Genomic DNA, 17,206 nt, shown 5'->3' on the forward strand with positions numbered 1-17,206 from the left:
CGGGGCCGCTCGTGCGCGCCCCGGTCTCCAAACCCCACTCGGTGCGGGGTGGTCGTTCCCCCCCCCCCCCCCGCACCCCCCACCACGGCGTCTTCGCGTTGACAGGCACCCCACGAAGCGAGCCCCGAGCGTGGTAATCGGACCCGGTACCCACCCCACCGTTCCCCCGCACTGTGACGTGTGGCACGATGCTGGCCACCCCCACCGGCACAGCCCTCACAGGAGACACTCCTCGTGCAGCACCCCGCCGTTCCGGACCTGTCCCACACGCACACCCGGCCGATCCACTGGGTCGCCACCGCCACGGCCGTCGCCGCAGTGGTCGCCCTGTCCTCGGTCCTCCAACCCGACGCGGCCACGGCGGCACAGCCCGCCACCGGCCCGAAGACCGCACCGGCCCACGGCACGCCCCCCGATCCGGCGGCCGTCGCCTTCCCCCTGGAGTGCGGCCCGGTCAAGGCGGTGGTGCAGAAGAAGGCGTCCGGCGACCTCGACGGCGACGGACGGCCCGAGACGGTGGCGGCCGTGCACTGCGACGCACCCATGGGAACCCCGCCCGACGGGGTGTACGTCGTCACGCGCGGCGCCGACGGAGGCAAGCCCCGGGTCGTGGCCACCCTCGTGGACCCGAAGGACCGCCACACCGTCACCGAGCTCACGGTGGACGGCGGCGGAGCCGTGCGGGCCACCCTCCTCGGCTACTCGTCGGCCGACGTGCCCAGTTGCTGCCCCGACACCACCGACGACATGAAGTGGCGCTGGAAGAACGGCGCGTTCGTCAATGACGCGCCTTCCCAGGCACGAACCGTGTGACCCAACAGACAACGGTCACACACCGTAGACGACGAGTCACATTTTGGTCACTCTGAGTCCGGACCGTAGACCTCGGCCCTGTCCGAAACCCGACGTACGTGGATGCACTCGCCCGGACACTCCTTCGCGGAGTCGACCACGTCCGTGAGAAGCGGCAACGGCACGGGTGTTGCCGCCCCAGGAGCCTGCAGAAGCTCGTCGTCCGCGCCCTTCACGTAGGCCAGACCATCGATGTCCAGCTCGAACACCTCGGGCGCGTACTGGGCACAGATGCCGTCGCCGGTACACAGGTCCTGGTCGATCCAGACCTCCAGAGCCTCGCCGTCGACTCCGGCCTCCTGCTGCACGCTCATCTCTCCTGCCGTTTCCTGCGCCGAGCCGTTCGGGAATCCGGCCAGCTCTGACGGGTGTTGAACGCTTCGAGCGTACCCCCGCCTGGGTTCCATTCACGTCCGGTGGGTATTCCCCTGGCGTGAGGGAGAGCGCAAGGGTGAAGATCGGACACACCCCGACAGTCTTTGTGATCTAGGGGTTTCAATCGACACCCACCCAGGTAGGGTCTGGAAGCGTCCAGCTCCCCATGGAGGAGGTGAGGACCGTGGCAGCCCACGACGACGACATGAACCGCGGCATCCGCCCGGGACGCGGGTCCGAGGACCCGGCCGGGCAGGTGGCCTACCTTGAGCAGGAGATCGCCGTCCTGCGACGCAAGCTCGCCGAATCTCCGCGGCACACGAGAATTCTCGAAGAGCGGATCGTCGAACTGCAGACCAACCTGGCCGGCGTGTCCGCACAGAACGAGCGGCTCGCCGGCACACTCCGCGAGGCCCGCGACCAGATCGTGGCCCTCAAGGAGGAGGTCGACCGGCTGGCCCAGCCACCGGCCGGCTTCGGAGTCTTCCTGCAGGCCAACGAGGACGGCACCGCCGACATCTTCACCGGCGGCCGCAAACTCCGGGTGAACGTCAGCCCGAGCGTCGAGCTCGACGAGCTCCGACGCGGCCAGGAACTGATGCTCAACGAAGCACTCAACGTGGTCGAGGCCATGGAGTACGAGAGCGTCGGCGACATCGTCACCCTCAAGGAGATCCTCGAGGACGGCGAGCGAGCCCTCGTGCTCGGGCACACCGACGAGGAGAGGGTGGTGAGGCTCGCCGAACCGCTGCGCGGCCTGACCATCCGCCCCGGCGACGCCCTCCTTCTCGAACCACGCTCCGGCTACGTCTACGAGGTCGTGCCCAAGAGCGAGGTCGAGGAACTCGTCCTCGAAGAAGTCCCCGACATCGGATACGAGCAGATCGGCGGCCTCGGCGGACAGATCGAGGCCATCCGCGACGCGGTCGAGCTCCCCTATCTCTATCCCGACCTGTTCCGGGAGCACGAGCTGCGACCGCCCAAGGGAGTCCTGCTCTACGGACCCCCCGGATGCGGCAAGACGCTCATCGCCAAGGCCGTCGCCAACTCGCTGGCCAAGAAGGTCGCCGAGGTCACCGGCCAAGCCGCCGGCAAGAGCTTCTTCCTCAACATCAAGGGCCCCGAGCTGCTCAACAAGTACGTCGGCGAGACCGAGCGGCAGATCCGCCTGGTCTTCCAGCGAGCCCGCGAGAAGGCCAGCGAGGGCACCCCCGTCATCGTCTTCTTCGACGAGATGGAATCCCTCTTCCGCACCCGCGGCTCCGGCGTCAGCTCGGACGTGGAGAACACCATCGTCCCCCAGCTGCTCGCCGAGATCGACGGCGTGGAGGGCCTGCAGAACGTGGTCGTGATCGGCGCCTCCAACCGTGAGGACATGATCGACCCCGCCATCCTGCGGCCCGGCCGGCTCGACGTGAAGATCAAGATCGAGCGTCCGGACGCCGAGGCGGCCAAGGACATCTTCGGCAAGTACCTCACCGAGCGCCTCCCGCTCCACTCCGACGACCTCTCCGAACACGGGAAGGACAGGGGTGCCACCGTCCAGAGCATGATCCAGACGGCGGTGGAACAGATGTACGCCGAATCCGAGGAGAACCGCTTCCTGGAGGTCACCTACGCCAACGGCGACAAGGAAGTCCTCTATTTCAAGGACTTCAATTCCGGCGCCATGATCGAGAACATCGTGGGCCGCGCCAAGAAAATGGCGATCAAGGACTTCCTCGAGAAGACCCAGAAGGGCCTCCGCGTCTCCCACCTCCTCCAGGCCTGCGTGGACGAGTTCAAGGAGAACGAGGACCTGCCGAACACCACCAACCCGGACGACTGGGCCAGGATCTCCGGAAAGAAGGGCGAGCGGATCGTGTACATCCGTACGCTCGTCACCGGAAAACAGGGCGCGGACACCGGACGCTCCATCGACACGGTGGCGAACACCGGTCAGTACCTGTAAAAGGCGGGGCGGCTGCGGGTCCCCTCAATGGGTACCCGCAGCCGACTGTTTTCCGGAGCCCCGACTGGAGCAAGGCAATGCCGCAAATGATCTCCCCACCAGTGCAAAGGCGTTCTAGGCTCTTCCATACCGCCGAGTCGCGCAGTGCGGGGACGGGCACCGCACACGCATCGGAGCGCCAGCGGTACTTGAGCGGCGCCCACGACCGAGGGCACCGCCGGGCAAGGAGGGCCGCATGACAGTACGGCGAGTAATGGGCATCGAGACGGAGTACGGGATCTCCGTCCCCGGCCACCCGAACGCCAATGCCATGCTCACCTCGTCCCAGATCGTCAACGCCTACGCGGCGGCGATGCACCGGGCCCGCCGGGCCCGCTGGGACTTCGAGGAGGAGAACCCGCTGCGGGACGCGCGAGGCTTCGACCTCGCCCGTGAGTCGGCCGACTCCAGCCAGCTCACCGACGAGGACATCGGCCTGGCCAACGTCATCCTCACCAACGGAGCACGGCTCTACGTCGACCACGCCCACCCCGAGTACAGCGCTCCGGAGGTCACCAACCCGCGGGACGCCGTGCTGTGGGACAAGGCCGGCGAACGGATCATGGCCGAGGCCGCCGACCGGGCCGCCCAGCTGCCCGGCGCCCAGCCGATCCACCTCTACAAGAACAACACTGACAACAAGGGCGCCTCCTACGGCACGCACGAGAACTACCTCATGAAGCGGGAGACCGCCTTCTCCGACATCGTGCGCCACCTGACCCCCTTCTTCGTCTCCCGCCAGGTCTTCACCGGCGCCGGCCGCGTCGGCATCGGCCAGGACGGGCACGAACACGGCTTCCAGCTCAGCCAGCGCGCGGACTACTTCGAGGTCGAGGTCGGCCTGGAGACCACGCTGAAGCGGCCCATCATCAACACCCGCGACGAACCCCACGCGGACGCCGAGAAGTACCGACGGCTCCACGTGATCATCGGCGACGCCAACCTGTCCGAGATCTCGACCTACCTGAAACTCGGCACCACGGCACTCGTGCTCTCGATGATCGAGGACGGCTTCATCGCCGTCGACCTGGCCGTCGACCAGCCCGTCCGCACCCTCCACCAGGTCTCCCACGACCCCACGCTCAAACGCCTGGTCACGCTGCGCAGCGGCCGCACACTGACCGCGGTCCAGCTCCAGATGGAGTACTACGAACTGGCCCGCAAGTACGTCGAGGAGCGGTACGGCGCCGACGCCGACGACCAGACCAAGGACGTCCTCGGCCGCTGGGAGGACACCCTCAACCGGCTCGAGAACAACCCCATGAGCCTCGCCGGCGAGCTGGACTGGGTCGCCAAGCGGGAGCTGATGGAGGGCTACCGGCGCCGCGACAACCTGGACTGGGACGCGGCCCGGCTGCACCTCGTGGACCTCCAGTACGCCGACGTACGCCCCGACAAGGGCCTGTACAACCGTCTGGTGGAGCGCGGCCGGATCAAGCGGCTGCTGGACGAGAACGAGGTCGAGCGGGCCCGTACGAAGCCGCCTGAGGACACCCGCGCCTACTTCCGCGGACGCTGTCTGGAGCAGTACGCGGACGACGTCGCGGCGGCCTCCTGGGACTCGGTGATCTTCGATCTGCCGGGCCGGGACTCGCTCCAGCGGGTGCCAACCCTGGAACCGCTTCGCGGAACGCGTAATCACGTCAAGGAGCTCCTGGACCGCTGCCGCACGGCAGACGACCTGGTCAAGGTCCTGTCGGGCGGGTGACGGCCCCGAGCGGGTACACCGGAAGGAGACCGCCGGACGAGGTGGAAAGTCACCGGGTCCGGGAACCATCGAGATGGCCCTCGTACGTTGTAGCAACTGCGGGGCCGATGTCGGACCCGGCTTGTAGGGTCTGATCTTGAACCGAGCAACTGTGTCGGGCGAACCGAGCGGGGTGAGGGTTATGGCGACCAAGGACACCGGCGGCGGGCAGCAGAAGGCCACGCGTTCCACTGAGGAGGTCGAGGAGCAGGCGCAGGACGCGCAGGCCTCGGAGGACCTCAAGGAGCGCCAGGAAAAGCTGAACGACGACGTGGACTCCGTCCTGGACGAAATCGACGATGTCCTCGAAGAGAATGCCGAGGATTTCGTGCGTAGCTTCGTTCAGAAGGGTGGACAGTAGGCCCATTTGGCCTTCGAAACGAAGGTGGCGGGGGAGTCTGTGAGTGTCCGACGAACGGGAAGTCAGGAAGTGTTCGCGGTGCCAGGAGAGCAAGCCGCGGACGGCTTTCGCGAGCAACAAGTCCACGCGTGATGGTCTTCAGGCGTACTGCCGGGAGTGCTCGGCGGAGTACTACCGGCAGCGCCAGGCGGCCAAGGGGCGGGCGGTGCGCGAGAAGGTGCCCGTCCCGCCCGGGCACAAGCACTGCCGGGGCTGTGGCGAGGTGAAGCCCCATAGCGAATGGCATCGCAAGACCAGTGCGCCCGATGGCCTTGCAAGCCGCTGTAAGGCATGCAAGGCGGCTACTGATCCGGCAGGTCACCTTCGTCGGAAGTACGGCCTCACTGAAGCCGAGCGCGACGAGATGGTGGCCTCTCAGGCGGGGGTCTGCGTGATCTGTCTCAAGGCTCCTGCCGTTCAGGTGGATCACTGCCACAAGACGGGTAGGGTCCGTGGCGTACTGTGCTTCAACTGCAATTCCGGCCTCGGCCTGTTGAGGGATGACCCCGACGTGATGAACCGAGCTGCCGACTACCTGGAAGGAAACGCGTGGAAGCCAACACTCGTAGCACCGGGCGTCTACCAGCTGCCTTCCTGACGCCCGGGTCCTCTTCGTTCATGGACTTCCTCGGTGCGCACCAGCCGGAGATGCTCCCGGGCAACCGGCAGCTGCCGCCGGTGCAGGGTGTGATCGAGGCGCCGCACGGCACCACGATCGTGGCCGTCACGTTCCCCGGGGGCGTCGTTCTCGCCGGTGACCGGCGGGCCACCATGGGCAACATGATCGCCCAGCGGGACATCGAGAAGGTCTTCCCGGCCGACGAGTACTCGGCGGTGGGCATCGCCGGCACGGCGGGCCTGGCCGTGGAGATGGTGAAGCTGTTCCAGCTGGAGCTGGAGCACTTCGAGAAGGTCGAGGGGGCGCAGTTGTCCCTGGAGGGCAAGGCGAACCGTCTGTCCACGATGATCCGGTCCAACCTGGGCATGGCGATGCAGGGGCTGGCCGTGGTGCCGCTGTTCGCCGGGTACGACGTGGACCGGGGCAGGGGCCGCATCTTCTCGTACGACGTGACGGGTGGGCGGTCCGAGGAGCAGAACTTCGCGACCACCGGGTCGGGGTCGATCTTCGCGCGTGGTGCGATGAAGAAGCTGTTCCGTGAGGATCTGACCGAGGAGCAGGCCACGACGCTCGTGGTCCAGGCGCTGTACGACGCGGCTGACGACGACTCGGCGACCGGTGGTCCCGACGTCGCCCGCCGGATCTACCCGATCATCACTGTGATCACCGAGGACGGCTTCCGCCGGCTCAGCGAGGACGAGGGCTCGGAGCTGGCCCGTGCGGTGCTGGAGCGGCGGCTCGAGCATCCGGACGGCCCGCGGGCCGCGCTGCTGTAGCGGGTGCGTTCGTGTTGTCGGGTGGTCCAGTGACTTCTCCAGAAAGGGATGGATAACCGGTGTCGACGCCGTTCTATGTCTCACCCCAGCAGGCCATGGCCGACCGGGCGGAGTACGCCCGCAAGGGCATCGCCCGTGGCCGCAGCCTGGTCGTGCTGCAGTTCGCCGACGGCATCGTGTTCGTCGGTGAGAACCCGTCCCGTGCGCTGCACAAGTTCAGCGAGATCTACGACCGGATCGGCTTCGCGGCCGCCGGCAAGTACAACGAGTACGAGAACCTGCGGATCGGCGGCGTGCGCTATGCCGATCTGCGCGGGTACACGTACGACCGGGACGACGTGACCGCCCGTGGTCTGGCGAACGTGTACGCGCAGACGCTGGGCACGATCTTCTCCAGTCAGGCCGAGAAGCCGTACGAGGTGGAGCTGGTCGTCGCGGAGGTCGGTGAGAGTCCGGAGAGTGATCAGATCTATCGGCTGCCGCACGACGGTTCGATCGTGGACGAGCACGGCTCGGTCGCGGTCGGGGGCAACGCGGAGCAGATCAGCGGGTACCTGGACCAGCGGCACCGGGACGGTATGACGCTGGCCGAGGCGCTGAAGCTGGCGGTGCAGGCGCTGTCCCGTGACACGAACGGCAGTGAGCGGGAGATTCCGGCGGAGCGGCTGGAGGTCGCGGTGCTGGACCGTACGCGGCCGCAGCAGCGGAAGTTCAAGCGGATCGTGGGCGGGCAGTTGTCGCGGCTGCTGGATTCCGGCGCGAGCACGGGTGCCGATGTCACGGATGCGTCCGACGCGGACGACGCGGACGCCGAGACGGACGAGGACGAGTAGGAGGAGCCGGGGCGGCTCCGCGCCGCCCCGCCCCGCTCACTGCGGCGGTGCCGTGGAGCCTCGTACCACCAGGCTGACCGGCAGGTCCCCTTCCTCGGGGGCCCGCCCGTCCAGTACGGCCAGCAGTGCCCGCATGCCCCGTTCGCCGAAGGCTTCCGCGTCGAGGCGGACCGTGGTCAGTTCGGGGTCGATGGCGGTGGCCAGGCCGAGGTCGTCCAGGCCGGTGACGGAGAGGTCGTCGGGGACGCGCAGTCCTGCGCGCCGGGCTGCCTTGTAGGCGCCGGCCGCCAGTTTGTCGTCGTCGCAGACCAGGGCCGTGGGCCGGGGTCCGGGTGCTCTGAGCGCGGCCTCCGTGGCGGTTCGGGCGCCTTCGATGGAGATCGGGGCGCGGGCCGTGCGCAGGTCGGTGCCGGGCGCCGCGTGCAGCCGGGCCGCCAGTTCCCGGGCGCGTACCTCGAAGGTCCAGGAGGGCACGTCCGCGGCGAGGTGGAGGAAGCGGCGGTGGCCCAGGGTCAGCAGGTGGTCGGCGACCTGGCGGATGCCGTCGGCGATGTCGAGGTTGACCGTCGCGGCGCCCAGGCTGCCCTCGGGGTCGCTGTCGAGCATGACCAGGGGTAGTTGGTCGCCCCGGATGGCGGAGAGGGCGTCGGCGGCCATGGAGGACGCGATGACGCCGTCCAGCGCGGCCTGCGCGGAGGCGAAGGGGTCCCTGGCCGGGCCTACGCCCTCGGGGGAGGGGTAGAGCACCACGCCGAAGCCGTGCTCGCCGGCCACTCGCGCGGCGCCCGTGTACACCTCCGCGAAGAACTCCGTGGTCAGCGCGGGGACGACCAGCAGGACGGTGCGGGTGCGGCCCAGGCGGAGGTTGCGCGCGGCGAGGTTGGGGCGGTAGCCCAGCTCGTGCGCCGCCTCCCGGACCCGCTGCGCGGTCGGCTCGGAGACGCGGCCGCGCCATTTGTCGCCGAGTACCAGGGAGACCGCGGCCTGGGACACTCCGGCTGCCTGGGCGACGTCCCGGCTTGTGGGGCGGGTGCTGCCTTGTGCCACCGTTCGCCTGCGCTTTCGTCTGGACTCGTGAACAGGCGACATGGTACGTATGGCGGAGTTAGTTATACGTAACACGTCAGCACGTCAGTGAGTGCAGCAGAGAAGGGGGCGCCGCGTGGTTGCCGGGTATCTGGACATCCTCCGGGCGCGGCACGCCGTGCGGCTGCTGGTCGGCACGCTGGTGGGGCGGCTGCCCAACGCCACGGCGGCGATCGCGATCGTGCTGTTCGTGCGGGCGGAGGGCGGTTCGTACAGCCTCGCGGGGGCGCTGGCGGCCGTGTACGGCGTCGCGAACGCGGTGGGGCAGCCGGTGCTGGGGCGGCTGGTGGACCTGCGCGGGCAGCCATGGGTGCAGTTGCCTGCGGCCGTGCTGTCGGCGCTGGCGATGGGCGTGTTCGCCTTCGCCGGCACCGGGTCGGCGGTGCTCGCGTATGTGGCCGTGGGTGCGGCGGGGTTGTTCACGCCGCCGTTGGAGGGCGGGTTGCGGGCGCTGTGGCCCAGTGTGCTCGGCAAGGAGGATCAGGTGCACACGGCGTACGCGATGGACGCCGTGGCGCAGGAGGTGATGTTCACCGTCGGGCCGTTGCTGGTGACGGTGTGCGTGTCGTTGTGGTCGCCGCTGGTCGCGCTGCTGGTGCTCAACGGGCTGGGGGTGCTGGGTGCGCTGTCCGTGGTGGTGTCGCCGCCTTCGCGCGCGTGGCGGTCGGCGCCGCGGGAGGCGCACTGGCTGGGCGCGCTGCGCTCGGGCGGTCTGCTGGCGTTGCTGGGGGCGTTCCTGTTCATCGGGATGGCGCTCGGTTCCATCACCGTGGCGTCGGTGCCGTACGCCGACGAGCACGGTGGTGACGCGGTGTACGGCTGGCTGATGGCCGCCCTGGGGCTCGGTGCGCTGGTCGGGGGAGCGGTGTACGGGGCGCGGCGGTGGGCCGGTGAGCCGGCGCGGCGACTGCGGTTGCTGGTGGCGCTGCTGGCGGTCTGTTATCTGCCGTTGACGTTGATGCCGGGTGCGGTCGCGATGGTGCTGCTCACTGTTCTCGCGGGTGTCTTCCTGGCGCCGTGCATCGCTTGTGCGTTCGTCCTGGTCGATGTGCACGCTCCGCGCGGGACGGTGACGGAGGCGTTCTCGTGGCTGGTGACGACCTTCACGGTGGGGGCGTCGGTGGGGACCGGGCTCACGGGGCCCGTGGTGGAGCATGGCGGGGCCTTGTGGGGCTTCGCGGTGCCCGGGGCGGCGGGGGCGGTGTCGCTGCTCGTGCTGGTGGCCACGGGGCGGGTCCTCGCAGCTCCCGCGCGGGGAGCGGTGGTTGCGGCTTCATCGGAAAATGATCCAAACCGTGCCGTCGAACCCCGTTTCAGTTCGGGTCATCGGGCGTAATGTTCAGTCATGGACCGCCGCATTTTCGGGCTGGAGAACGAGTACGGCGTCACGTGCACGTTCAGGGGACAGCGCCGCCTGTCGCCTGACGAGGTGGCGCGGTACCTCTTCCGCCGTGTCGTGTCATGGGGCCGCAGCAGCAATGTCTTTCTGCGCAACGGGGCCCGCCTCTATCTCGACGTGGGATCACATCCGGAATACGCGACACCCGAATGTGACAATGTGATTGAACTCGTCACCCACGACAAGGCGGGCGAGCGCATTCTCGAAGGACTCCTGGTGGACGCCGAACGACGCCTGCACGAGGAGGGAATCGCGGGCGACGTCTACCTCTTCAAGAACAACACCGACTCCGCCGGCAACTCCTACGGCTGCCACGAGAACTATCTGGTGGCGCGGCACGGGGAGTTCTCGCGGCTCGCGGACATCCTCATTCCGTTCCTGGTGACCCGGCAGCTGCTGTGCGGCGCCGGCAAGGTGCTGCAGACGCCGCGCGGTGCCGTGTACTGCGTCAGTCAGCGGGCCGAGCACATCTGGGAGGGCGTCTCCTCGGCGACCACCCGCTCCCGTCCCATCATCAACACCCGTGACGAGCCGCACGCCGACGCCGAGCGCTACCGGCGCCTGCACGTCATCGTGGGCGACTCGAACATGTCGGAGACGACGATGCTGCTCAAGGTCGGTGCCACCGACCTGGTGCTGCGGATGATCGAGGCGGGCACGGTGATGCGCGATCTGACCCTGGAGAACCCGATCCGGGCGATCCGCGAGGTCAGTCACGACATCACCGGGCGGCGCAAGGTGCGTCTGGCCAGTGGCCGGGAGGCGTCCGCGCTGGAGGTGCAGCGGGAGTACTACGAGAAGGCCGTGGACTTCTGTGAGCGCCGCGGTATCCGCACCGGCACCGTCGAGCGGGTGCTGGAGCTGTGGGGGCGCACGCTGGAGGCGATCGAGGCCGAGGACCTCGACCGTATCGACACCGAGATCGACTGGGTCATGAAGTACAAGCTCATCGAGCGGTACCGGGCCAAGCACAACATGACCATGTCGCATCCGCGGGTCGCGCAGATAGACCTCGCCTACCACGACATCCACCGGCGTCGTGGCCTCTACTACCTGCTGGAGAAGAAGGGCCAGGCCGCCCGGGTCGCCAACGACTTGAAGATCTTCGAGGGCAAGTCGGTGCCGCCGCAGACCACTCGGGCCCGGCTGCGGGGCGACTTCATCCGGCGGGCGCAGGAGCAGCGGCGGGACTTCACCGTCGACTGGGTCCACCTCAAGCTCAACGACCAGGCGCAGCGCACCGTGTTGTGCAAGGACCCGTTCCGTTCGGTGGACGACCGGGTGGAGAAGCTGATCGCCGGAATGTGACCCCGACCGGGTGAGTTACGCGTCGCCGCACGAAAGGGCGGAACGCCACACGGGCACCGTACGTTATCCGTACGGTGCCCTTCTCACGCCGTAGAGTTGCGCGCACGCCATCACGCAGACCCACATCGATACGAGGCCCCCACCGTGCGCCGACGCTCCCTCCTCATCGCCGTCCCCGCGGGACTGGCCACGCTCGCCGCATGCGGTGACGACGACTCCGGCTCTTCGGGCAACGCGACTGACAGTCCGTCGCCCGAGGCGTCGGCCACGACGTCGGCACCGCCGCCGCCGAAGATCGTCGACGGTCCGCTGCCGGCCATCACGGCGGGGACGAAGTTCGACGAGAAGCCGACGGTCGCCAAGGGCAGTGGGGAGCCGTCGAAGGACCTCGCGGTGAAGACGGTCATCGCGGGCGGCGGCAAGGCCGTCGCGGAGGGCGACTTCGTGTCGGCGAACTACCTCGGGCAGGTCTGGCAGAGCGCGAAGGTCTTCGACAACTCGTACGACCGCAAGACCCCTCTCGTCATCCAGCTCGCCCAGGGCAGCATCATCGACGGCTGGCGGTACGCGCTCACGGGCAAGAAGACCGGCAGCCGCGTCGAGTTCTCGGTGCCGCCCACGTGGGGGTACGGCGAGCAGGGCAACGAGCAGGCGGGCATCAAGGGCTCCGACACGCTGGTCTTCGTGGTCGATCTGCAGGACACCTTCAACGCCAAGAGCTCCGCCAAGGGCGAGGAGGTGCCGCAGGACGACGCGGCGCTGCCCAAGGTCGGCACGAACACCGACGGCAAGGCTCCCTCGATCGAGGTGCCCGAGGCCGACGCGCCGAAGAAGCTCGTGGCGGAGTACGTCCTGGAGGGCGACGGCGCCGAGGTCGGCGCGCAGGACAGCGTCCTGGTGCAGTACAAGGGCGTCGTGTGGGACGGCGGCAAGGAGTTCGACTCGACGTACAGCAGGAAGCAGCTGACGTCGTTCTCGCTGCAGCAGGTCGTCAAGGGCTGGTCGCAGGGCCTGACCGGCAAGAAGGTCGGCAGCCGCGTCCTCATCGTCATCCCGCCGGACCTGGGGTACGGCGACAGCCCGCCGGAGGGCAGCGGTATCGAGAAGGACTCCACGCTCGTCTTCTCGGTGGACATCCTGGCGAAGATGTGACGCCCCGGAGATGTAAGACTTGGCCCGTTGCCTTTCCGCAGACAAGCAGGAGCTGAACACGTGAGCATCGACAAGCCCGAGGTCGACTTCCCGGGCGGCGAGCCGCCGGCGGACCTCGAGATCAAGGACATCTGGGAGGGCGACGGCCCGGTGGCCGAGGCCGGTCAGACCGTGACCGTCCACTACGTGGGCGTGACCTTCTCCACGGGCGAGGAGTTCGACGCCAGCTGGAACCGCGGTGCGCCGTTCCGCTTCCCGCTCGGCGGCGGCCGTGTCATCGCCGGCTGGGACCAGGGCGTGCAGGGCATGAAGGTCGGCGGCCGCCGCCAGCTGACCATCCCGGCGCACCTCGCGTACGGCAACCAGAGCCCGACCCCGGCGATCCCGCCCGGCTCGACGCTGATCTTCGTGGTCGATCTGCTCGGAGTCTGATCGACGTCCGAACGGACAGTGATCAGAGCCGGTCATCGAGGGTCCATGCCTGTCCGGGCATGGGCCCTCGGCTTTTGCCGCGCCCCCGCGGGGCGGTACGGTCATCCGTCGTAAGCACCATAGGGAGAAGGGCGTCGATGGCCATTGCCAAGGCCGAGCGGCTGATGAACCTGGCGCTGTGTCTGCTCGGGACACGGCGGCCGCTCAGCAAGCGTGAGCTGCGTGAGTCCGTCGAGGCCTACCTCGAAGCGGGCTCCGACGACTCCTTCAACCGCATGTTCGAGCGCGACAAGGACGACCTGCGCGAACTCGGACTGGTCATCGAGACCGTGGAGAGCCTCGACGGCGAGATCGGCTACCTGGCCCGCCGGGACAGCAACCGGCTGCCGCCCATCACCCTGGACGCCGAGGAGGCCGCCGCGCTGGGGCTCGCCGCGAAGGTGTGGCAGCAGGCCCGGCTCGCCGGTGCCGCGAGCGGCGCCCTGCAGAAGCTGCGCGCGGCGGGACTGCCCGAGGACGTCGACCCCTACGAGCCGCACAGCGCGCTGGAGCCGCGCATCCCGGTGCACGAGGCGGCCTTCGAGCCGCTGATGCTCGCCTGCCGCGACCGCCGGCCCGTCGGCTTCGACTACCGCAAGGCCAACGCCGCCCAGCCCGAGCCCCGGCACGTGGAGCCCTGGGCGCTGGAGTGCTGGCGCGGGCACTGGTACCTGGCGGGCTTCGACCGCGACCGCGGGGCGGAGCGGGTGTTCCGGCTGTCGCGGATCACCGGCAGGGTCCGTTCGCGCGGCGGGCGGTTCACCGCGCCGGTGCCGGACGTCGTCACCGTCCGTGAGACGGTCGCGAGCTGGGCGGGGGAGACCGCCGACCGCTCCGCGCGGATCCGGCTGCGTGCGGGCGCGGGATACCCCTTGCGGGCGAAGTCCACCGCCGTACGGGAACTCGGTGACGGCTGGGACGAGTTGGAGATTCCGTACGGGCACGGACTGGACGCCTGGCTGGTCGAGTTCGGGCCGGACGTGGTGGTGCTGGAGCCCGCGGAGTTGCGTGCGGACGTGGTGGACCGGCTGCGTGCCGTCGCCAAGGGCTGAGGGGGAGCGGACAACACTGTGGCAGGCAAACCGGTCAGGGCAGTGAACGCCATCGACCAGACCCGGCGGATGCTGTCCCTGGTGACGTATCTGAGGGAGCGTCCCGGGGCGCGGATCGAGGACGTCGCGCGGGCCTTCGGCATCACCGAGGACGAGCTGGTCTCCGACCTCGACGTGCTGCCCATGTGCGGCACCAGTTTCCGCGGCGGCGACCTGCTCGACATCGACACCGACGGCGAGCGCATCTGGTGGCACAACCCGGCCGCGCTCGGCGCGGACGCCGCGGAGCCGCTGCGGCTCGCCGCCGACGAGGCCACCGCGCTGCTGGTCGCCGCCCGGGCCGTGGCGACCCTGCCCGGCCTGCGCGAGAGCGACCGGCAGGCGCTGCTGCGGGCGACCGCCAAGGTGGAGACCTCGGCCGGGGAGGCCGCGGGCGCCAGTTCGCGGCTGTCCGTCACCTTCGAGTCCGAGGGCGGCGTCTTCGCCGACGTCGACCGGGCGATCTCCGAGCGCCGCCGGCTGTGGATCCGCTACTACTCACCGGCCCGCGACGAGGTCACCGAGCGCGAGATCGACCCCATCCGCCTGGTCAGCGTCGGCCACACCTATGTGGAGGCGTGGTGCCGCCGCTCCGAGGCGCGGCGCACCTTCCGGCTCGACCGGGTCGCCGAGATCCGCATCCTGGACGAGCCGTCGGCGCCGCCCGAGGTGGAGCTGCGGGACCTGTCGGAGGGGCTGGTGCAGCCCGCCGCCGAGGACCCGGAGGTCGTCGTCGAGGTCGGCCCGGGCGGGCGCTGGGTCGCCGAGTACTACCCGCACGACAGCGCGGACGAACTTCCCGACGGCGGACTGCGCATCACCCTGCGCACCCCCGAGCCGGCCTCCCTGCGGCGGCTGGCGCTGCGGCTGGGCCGTGACGGCCGGATCGTCTCCCCGCCCGAGCTGGCCGACAGCGCCCGGCACGCCGCCCGGGAGGCGCTGGCCGCCTACGACGGGATCGAGGCGGCCGGCCCGGAAGCCGGCGTCGAGACGGTCGAGGGCCCGCACGAAAGGCAGGTGCGAGGACTGTGAGCGAGCCCCTGGGACCAGGTGGGCCGGGCATGTCGGCGGCGTCCGCGTTCGCGGGCATGACACGGGTGTCGCCGATCGTGTTCAAGGCGGGCTGCCCGGACTGCCGGGGCCGCTTCGAACTCGCCGCGAGCGCCCTGCGGCTGGCCATCGGCGCCACCAGCCGCACCACCTTCTACTCGTTCACCTGCCCCGAGTGCGGCTCCGCGGTCCGCAAGCCGGCGGGGGAGCGGGTCGTGGAACTGCTCACGGGCGGCGGGGTCAGGACCCTGCGGCTGCACTCCACCGTCTAGTCTCGACGTCATGTTCTGGCCGATGTTCGCCGTTGCCGTGGGTTTCCTTGGTCTCGCCGTCCTCGCGGTGTTCGCCGTGAAGGTGTTCGTGGAGACGCAGCGACTCGCCAGGCAGGTGACGGACTCGGCCGGCAGGATCGGCCGGGCCGCGGAGGATCTGGAGCGGGCCACCGAGAACGCCGCCCGTTCCGTGGACGCCCTGTGAACGCGAGAACCGCGCCACGCGGCCCCGTGACCGGCCCGACGGACACGCGCGAGTCGCGTTGTGGACCGCTTCGCCCTGTCACCCCACGGGCCCCTGAAGGTACGCTGCTGGTCGCGGCCCGGAAAACGAGGCCCGGCCGCGGACGGGAGTACGCACGGGGATTGCCTCACGTTCACCCCTGAGCGTTACGATCGCTGCACAAGACGATCGATCGGACGTATGTCCGACCGGTCGGACAGCACCCCCACCCAGCCGCCTCGGTGAGAAGGTAAAGACTTATGTTCGGAAGGCTCGGAGCCCCCGAGATCATTCTCATCCTCGTCGTCATCATCCTGCTGTTCGGCGCGAAGAAGCTTCCGGACATGGCGCGCTCCCTCGGCAAGTCCGCGCGCATCCTCAAGAGCGAGGCCAAGGCGATGAAGAGCGAGGGGAAGAACGACTCGTCCGCCCCCGCCGACCCGCCCAACCCCGAGCAGTCCGCGGCGCAGCGCACCATCCAGGCCGCTCCCGGCGACGTGACCAGCTCCCGGCCGGTCAACGAGCCGACGGACACGACCAAGCGCTGACGCAGGGCCGGTGACCTCCGGCCCGCCGCACGAGATGGGAACGTGGGTTGCTGAAGCCTGCCCGCACCAAGGAGAGGGACCCCGAGGGGCGGATGCCCCTGGCGGAGCACCTTCGTGAGCTCCGCAACCGGCTCGCGAAGGCACTGTTGGCCATCGTCGCCGTCACCGTCGTCGCGGCCTTCTTCTACCAGGAGATCATCAACTTCCTCACCGAGCCGATCCTCGAGTCGATCGGCTGTGAGAAGTCCTTCGCGGAGCTGGCCGAGTCGACGGCCGGCTCGGAGCCGTGCGCGCAGATCACCATCAACGGTCTGCTCGGCCCGTTCACCCTGGCGCTGAAGGTGTCGCTGACGGCGGGCATCGTGCTGGCCTCGCCGGTCTGGCTCTACCAGTTGTGGGCGTTCGTCGCCCCGGGGCTGCACCGCAGCGAGAAGAAGTACGCCTACGCGTTCGTCGCCACCGGCGCCCCGCTGTTCCTCATCGGCGCCTACTTCGCCTACGCGGTGCTGCCCACCTCCGCGGAGGTGCTGATCGAGTTCACGCCGAGCGACGTCGACAACCTGCTGCCGCTGGACGAGCTGCTCGATCTCGTCACCCGCATGGTGATCGTCTTCGGGCTCTCCTTCGAGCTGCCCCTGCTGCTCGTGATGCTCAACTTCACCGGAGTGCTGTCCGGCAAGCGGATGGTCGGCTGGTGGCGCGGGATGATCATGGGCATCACGCTGTTCGCGGCGATCGCCACGCCGAGCACGGACCCGCTGACCATGGTCATGCTGGCCGGGCCGATCTGGGTGCTGTACTTCGCCGCCGTCGGCGTCTCCCTGATGAACGACCGCCGCAGGCTCCGCCGGGAGGCACTGGAGCCCGACGACGACGAGGCGTCCGACCTGGACCTGACCCCCGAGAGCATCGGCGAGGTCGAGGCCGTGACCACCGCCCGCGCCCTGCCCGAGCAGGCCACGAAGGACCGGGTCAACGGCTACGACGACGTGACGTAGCCCCGCCGGGGCGGTG

At 69.2% G+C, this 17,206-nt stretch carries 19 protein-coding genes; 17 read left to right on the forward strand and 2 right to left on the reverse strand.

What is annotated here, in order from left to right:
• Positions 1 to 234 precede the first annotated feature (234 nt).
• Positions 235 to 813 carry a hypothetical protein gene (locus tag ACFC1X_RS37870; protein WP_376363351.1) on the forward strand — a complete coding sequence of 193 codons (579 nt, stop codon included), beginning with the start codon at positions 235 to 237 and terminating at the stop codon, positions 811 to 813.
• A 47-nt stretch (positions 814 to 860) separates the two neighbouring features.
• Here the strand turns inward: ACFC1X_RS37870 and ACFC1X_RS37875 are convergent, their stop codons facing one another.
• Complete coding sequence (locus ACFC1X_RS37875) at positions 861 to 1,166, reverse strand: ferredoxin (protein ID WP_122617317.1); 306 nt, start codon at positions 1,164 to 1,166, stop codon at positions 861 to 863.
• A 245-nt stretch (positions 1,167 to 1,411) separates the two neighbouring features.
• Here ACFC1X_RS37875 and arc point away from each other — a divergent pair, with 245 nt between their 5' ends.
• The 6 genes from arc to prcA all read left to right on the forward strand — a co-directional run bounded on the left by arc (position 1,412) and on the right by prcA (position 7,592).
• Complete coding sequence (gene arc / locus ACFC1X_RS37880; protein WP_234958394.1) at positions 1,412 to 3,178, forward strand: proteasome ATPase; 1,767 nt, start codon at positions 1,412 to 1,414, stop codon at positions 3,176 to 3,178.
• Between the two features lie 235 nt (positions 3,179 to 3,413).
• Positions 3,414 to 4,925, forward strand: coding sequence for a depupylase/deamidase Dop (dop, locus tag ACFC1X_RS37885; protein ID WP_376363356.1), 1,512 nt, complete (start codon positions 3,414 to 3,416; stop codon positions 4,923 to 4,925).
• A 181-nt stretch (positions 4,926 to 5,106) separates the two neighbouring features.
• Entirely contained in the window at positions 5,107 to 5,325 is a 219-nt protein-coding gene (locus ACFC1X_RS37890) for a ubiquitin-like protein Pup (RefSeq protein WP_053128307.1), read from the forward strand.
• Positions 5,326 to 5,368: 43 nt separating this feature from the next.
• Positions 5,369 to 5,962: an endonuclease VII domain-containing protein gene (locus ACFC1X_RS37895; RefSeq protein ID WP_376363360.1), complete on the forward strand. Its 594-nt coding sequence runs from the start codon at positions 5,369 to 5,371 to the stop codon at positions 5,960 to 5,962.
• A complete protein-coding gene (gene prcB, locus ACFC1X_RS37900) occupies positions 5,914 to 6,759 on the forward strand; it encodes a proteasome subunit beta (RefSeq protein ID WP_307010740.1) in 846 nt (281 codons plus the stop codon). The genes ACFC1X_RS37895 and prcB overlap by 49 nt, the downstream gene beginning before the upstream one ends.
• A gap of 59 nt (positions 6,760 to 6,818) precedes the next feature.
• A complete protein-coding gene (prcA, locus tag ACFC1X_RS37905) occupies positions 6,819 to 7,592 on the forward strand; it encodes a proteasome subunit alpha (protein ID WP_376363364.1) in 774 nt (257 codons plus the stop codon).
• Between the two features lie 36 nt (positions 7,593 to 7,628).
• On the opposite strand, the gene ACFC1X_RS37910 is transcribed toward prcA, so the two are convergent.
• The gene (locus ACFC1X_RS37910; RefSeq protein WP_376363367.1) at positions 7,629 to 8,639 is read right to left on the reverse strand and encodes a LacI family DNA-binding transcriptional regulator; all 1,011 of its coding nucleotides are present in this window, start codon (positions 8,637 to 8,639) and stop codon (positions 7,629 to 7,631) included.
• 115 nt (positions 8,640 to 8,754) lie between these two features.
• Between ACFC1X_RS37910 and ACFC1X_RS37915 the strand changes: the two genes are divergently transcribed.
• The 10 genes from ACFC1X_RS37915 to tatC all read left to right on the forward strand — a co-directional run bounded on the left by ACFC1X_RS37915 (position 8,755) and on the right by tatC (position 17,190).
• A complete protein-coding gene (locus ACFC1X_RS37915) occupies positions 8,755 to 10,014 on the forward strand; it encodes an MFS transporter (protein ID WP_376363370.1) in 1,260 nt (419 codons plus the stop codon).
• A 9-nt stretch (positions 10,015 to 10,023) separates the two neighbouring features.
• Positions 10,024 to 11,385 carry a Pup--protein ligase gene (gene pafA, locus ACFC1X_RS37920; protein WP_376363373.1) on the forward strand — a complete coding sequence of 454 codons (1,362 nt, stop codon included), beginning with the start codon at positions 10,024 to 10,026 and terminating at the stop codon, positions 11,383 to 11,385.
• Between the two features lie 144 nt (positions 11,386 to 11,529).
• Positions 11,530 to 12,537, forward strand: a complete 1,008-nt coding sequence (locus ACFC1X_RS37925; RefSeq protein ID WP_376363376.1) for an FKBP-type peptidyl-prolyl cis-trans isomerase — start codon at positions 11,530 to 11,532, stop codon at positions 12,535 to 12,537.
• Positions 12,538 to 12,597: 60 nt separating this feature from the next.
• Positions 12,598 to 12,969 carry an FKBP-type peptidyl-prolyl cis-trans isomerase gene (locus ACFC1X_RS37930; protein WP_122617309.1) on the forward strand — a complete coding sequence of 124 codons (372 nt, stop codon included), beginning with the start codon at positions 12,598 to 12,600 and terminating at the stop codon, positions 12,967 to 12,969.
• Between the two features lie 137 nt (positions 12,970 to 13,106).
• Positions 13,107 to 14,060, forward strand: coding sequence for a YafY family protein (locus tag ACFC1X_RS37935; RefSeq protein WP_122617308.1), 954 nt, complete (start codon positions 13,107 to 13,109; stop codon positions 14,058 to 14,060).
• 18 nt (positions 14,061 to 14,078) lie between these two features.
• On the forward strand, positions 14,079 to 15,131 hold the full coding sequence (locus ACFC1X_RS37940; RefSeq protein ID WP_376363380.1) for a helix-turn-helix transcriptional regulator: 1,053 nt from the start codon (positions 14,079 to 14,081) through the stop codon (positions 15,129 to 15,131).
• Positions 15,132 to 15,160: 29 nt separating this feature from the next.
• The gene (locus tag ACFC1X_RS37945; RefSeq protein ID WP_376363383.1) at positions 15,161 to 15,421 is read left to right on the forward strand and encodes a hypothetical protein; all 261 of its coding nucleotides are present in this window, start codon (positions 15,161 to 15,163) and stop codon (positions 15,419 to 15,421) included.
• Positions 15,422 to 15,431: 10 nt separating this feature from the next.
• On the forward strand, positions 15,432 to 15,626 hold the full coding sequence (locus tag ACFC1X_RS37950; protein ID WP_376363386.1) for a hypothetical protein: 195 nt from the start codon (positions 15,432 to 15,434) through the stop codon (positions 15,624 to 15,626).
• 278 nt (positions 15,627 to 15,904) lie between these two features.
• Positions 15,905 to 16,192 carry a Sec-independent protein translocase subunit TatA gene (gene tatA / locus ACFC1X_RS37955; protein ID WP_122617306.1) on the forward strand — a complete coding sequence of 96 codons (288 nt, stop codon included), beginning with the start codon at positions 15,905 to 15,907 and terminating at the stop codon, positions 16,190 to 16,192.
• Positions 16,193 to 16,239: 47 nt separating this feature from the next.
• Complete coding sequence (gene tatC / locus ACFC1X_RS37960; RefSeq protein WP_376363390.1) at positions 16,240 to 17,190, forward strand: twin-arginine translocase subunit TatC; 951 nt, start codon at positions 16,240 to 16,242, stop codon at positions 17,188 to 17,190.
• Positions 17,191 to 17,206: the final 16 nt, after the last annotated feature.

Origin of the sequence: Streptomyces sp. NPDC056128, assembly GCF_042263835.1 — a bacterium.
Classification (GTDB): domain Bacteria; phylum Actinomycetota; class Actinomycetes; order Streptomycetales; family Streptomycetaceae; genus Streptomyces.

What these genes read in the sequence shown, in the direction of transcription:
- ACFC1X_RS37875 (WP_122617317.1), bottom strand. Translation starts at nt 1,166, where the DNA reads ATGAGCGTGCAGCAGGAGGCCGGAGTCGACGGCGAGGCTCTGGAGGTC.
- dop (WP_376363356.1), top strand. Translation starts at nt 3,414, where the DNA reads ATGACAGTACGGCGAGTAATGGGCATCGAGACGGAGTACGGGATCTCC.
- ACFC1X_RS37890 (WP_053128307.1), top strand. Translation starts at nt 5,107, where the DNA reads ATGGCGACCAAGGACACCGGCGGCGGGCAGCAGAAGGCCACGCGTTCC.
- pafA (WP_376363373.1), top strand. Translation starts at nt 10,024, where the DNA reads ATGGACCGCCGCATTTTCGGGCTGGAGAACGAGTACGGCGTCACGTGC.
- ACFC1X_RS37935 (WP_122617308.1), top strand. Translation starts at nt 13,107, where the DNA reads ATGGCCATTGCCAAGGCCGAGCGGCTGATGAACCTGGCGCTGTGTCTG.
- ACFC1X_RS37945 (WP_376363383.1), top strand. Translation starts at nt 15,161, where the DNA reads ATGTCGGCGGCGTCCGCGTTCGCGGGCATGACACGGGTGTCGCCGATC.
- ACFC1X_RS37950 (WP_376363386.1), top strand. Translation starts at nt 15,432, where the DNA reads ATGTTCTGGCCGATGTTCGCCGTTGCCGTGGGTTTCCTTGGTCTCGCC.
- tatA (WP_122617306.1), top strand. Translation starts at nt 15,905, where the DNA reads ATGTTCGGAAGGCTCGGAGCCCCCGAGATCATTCTCATCCTCGTCGTC.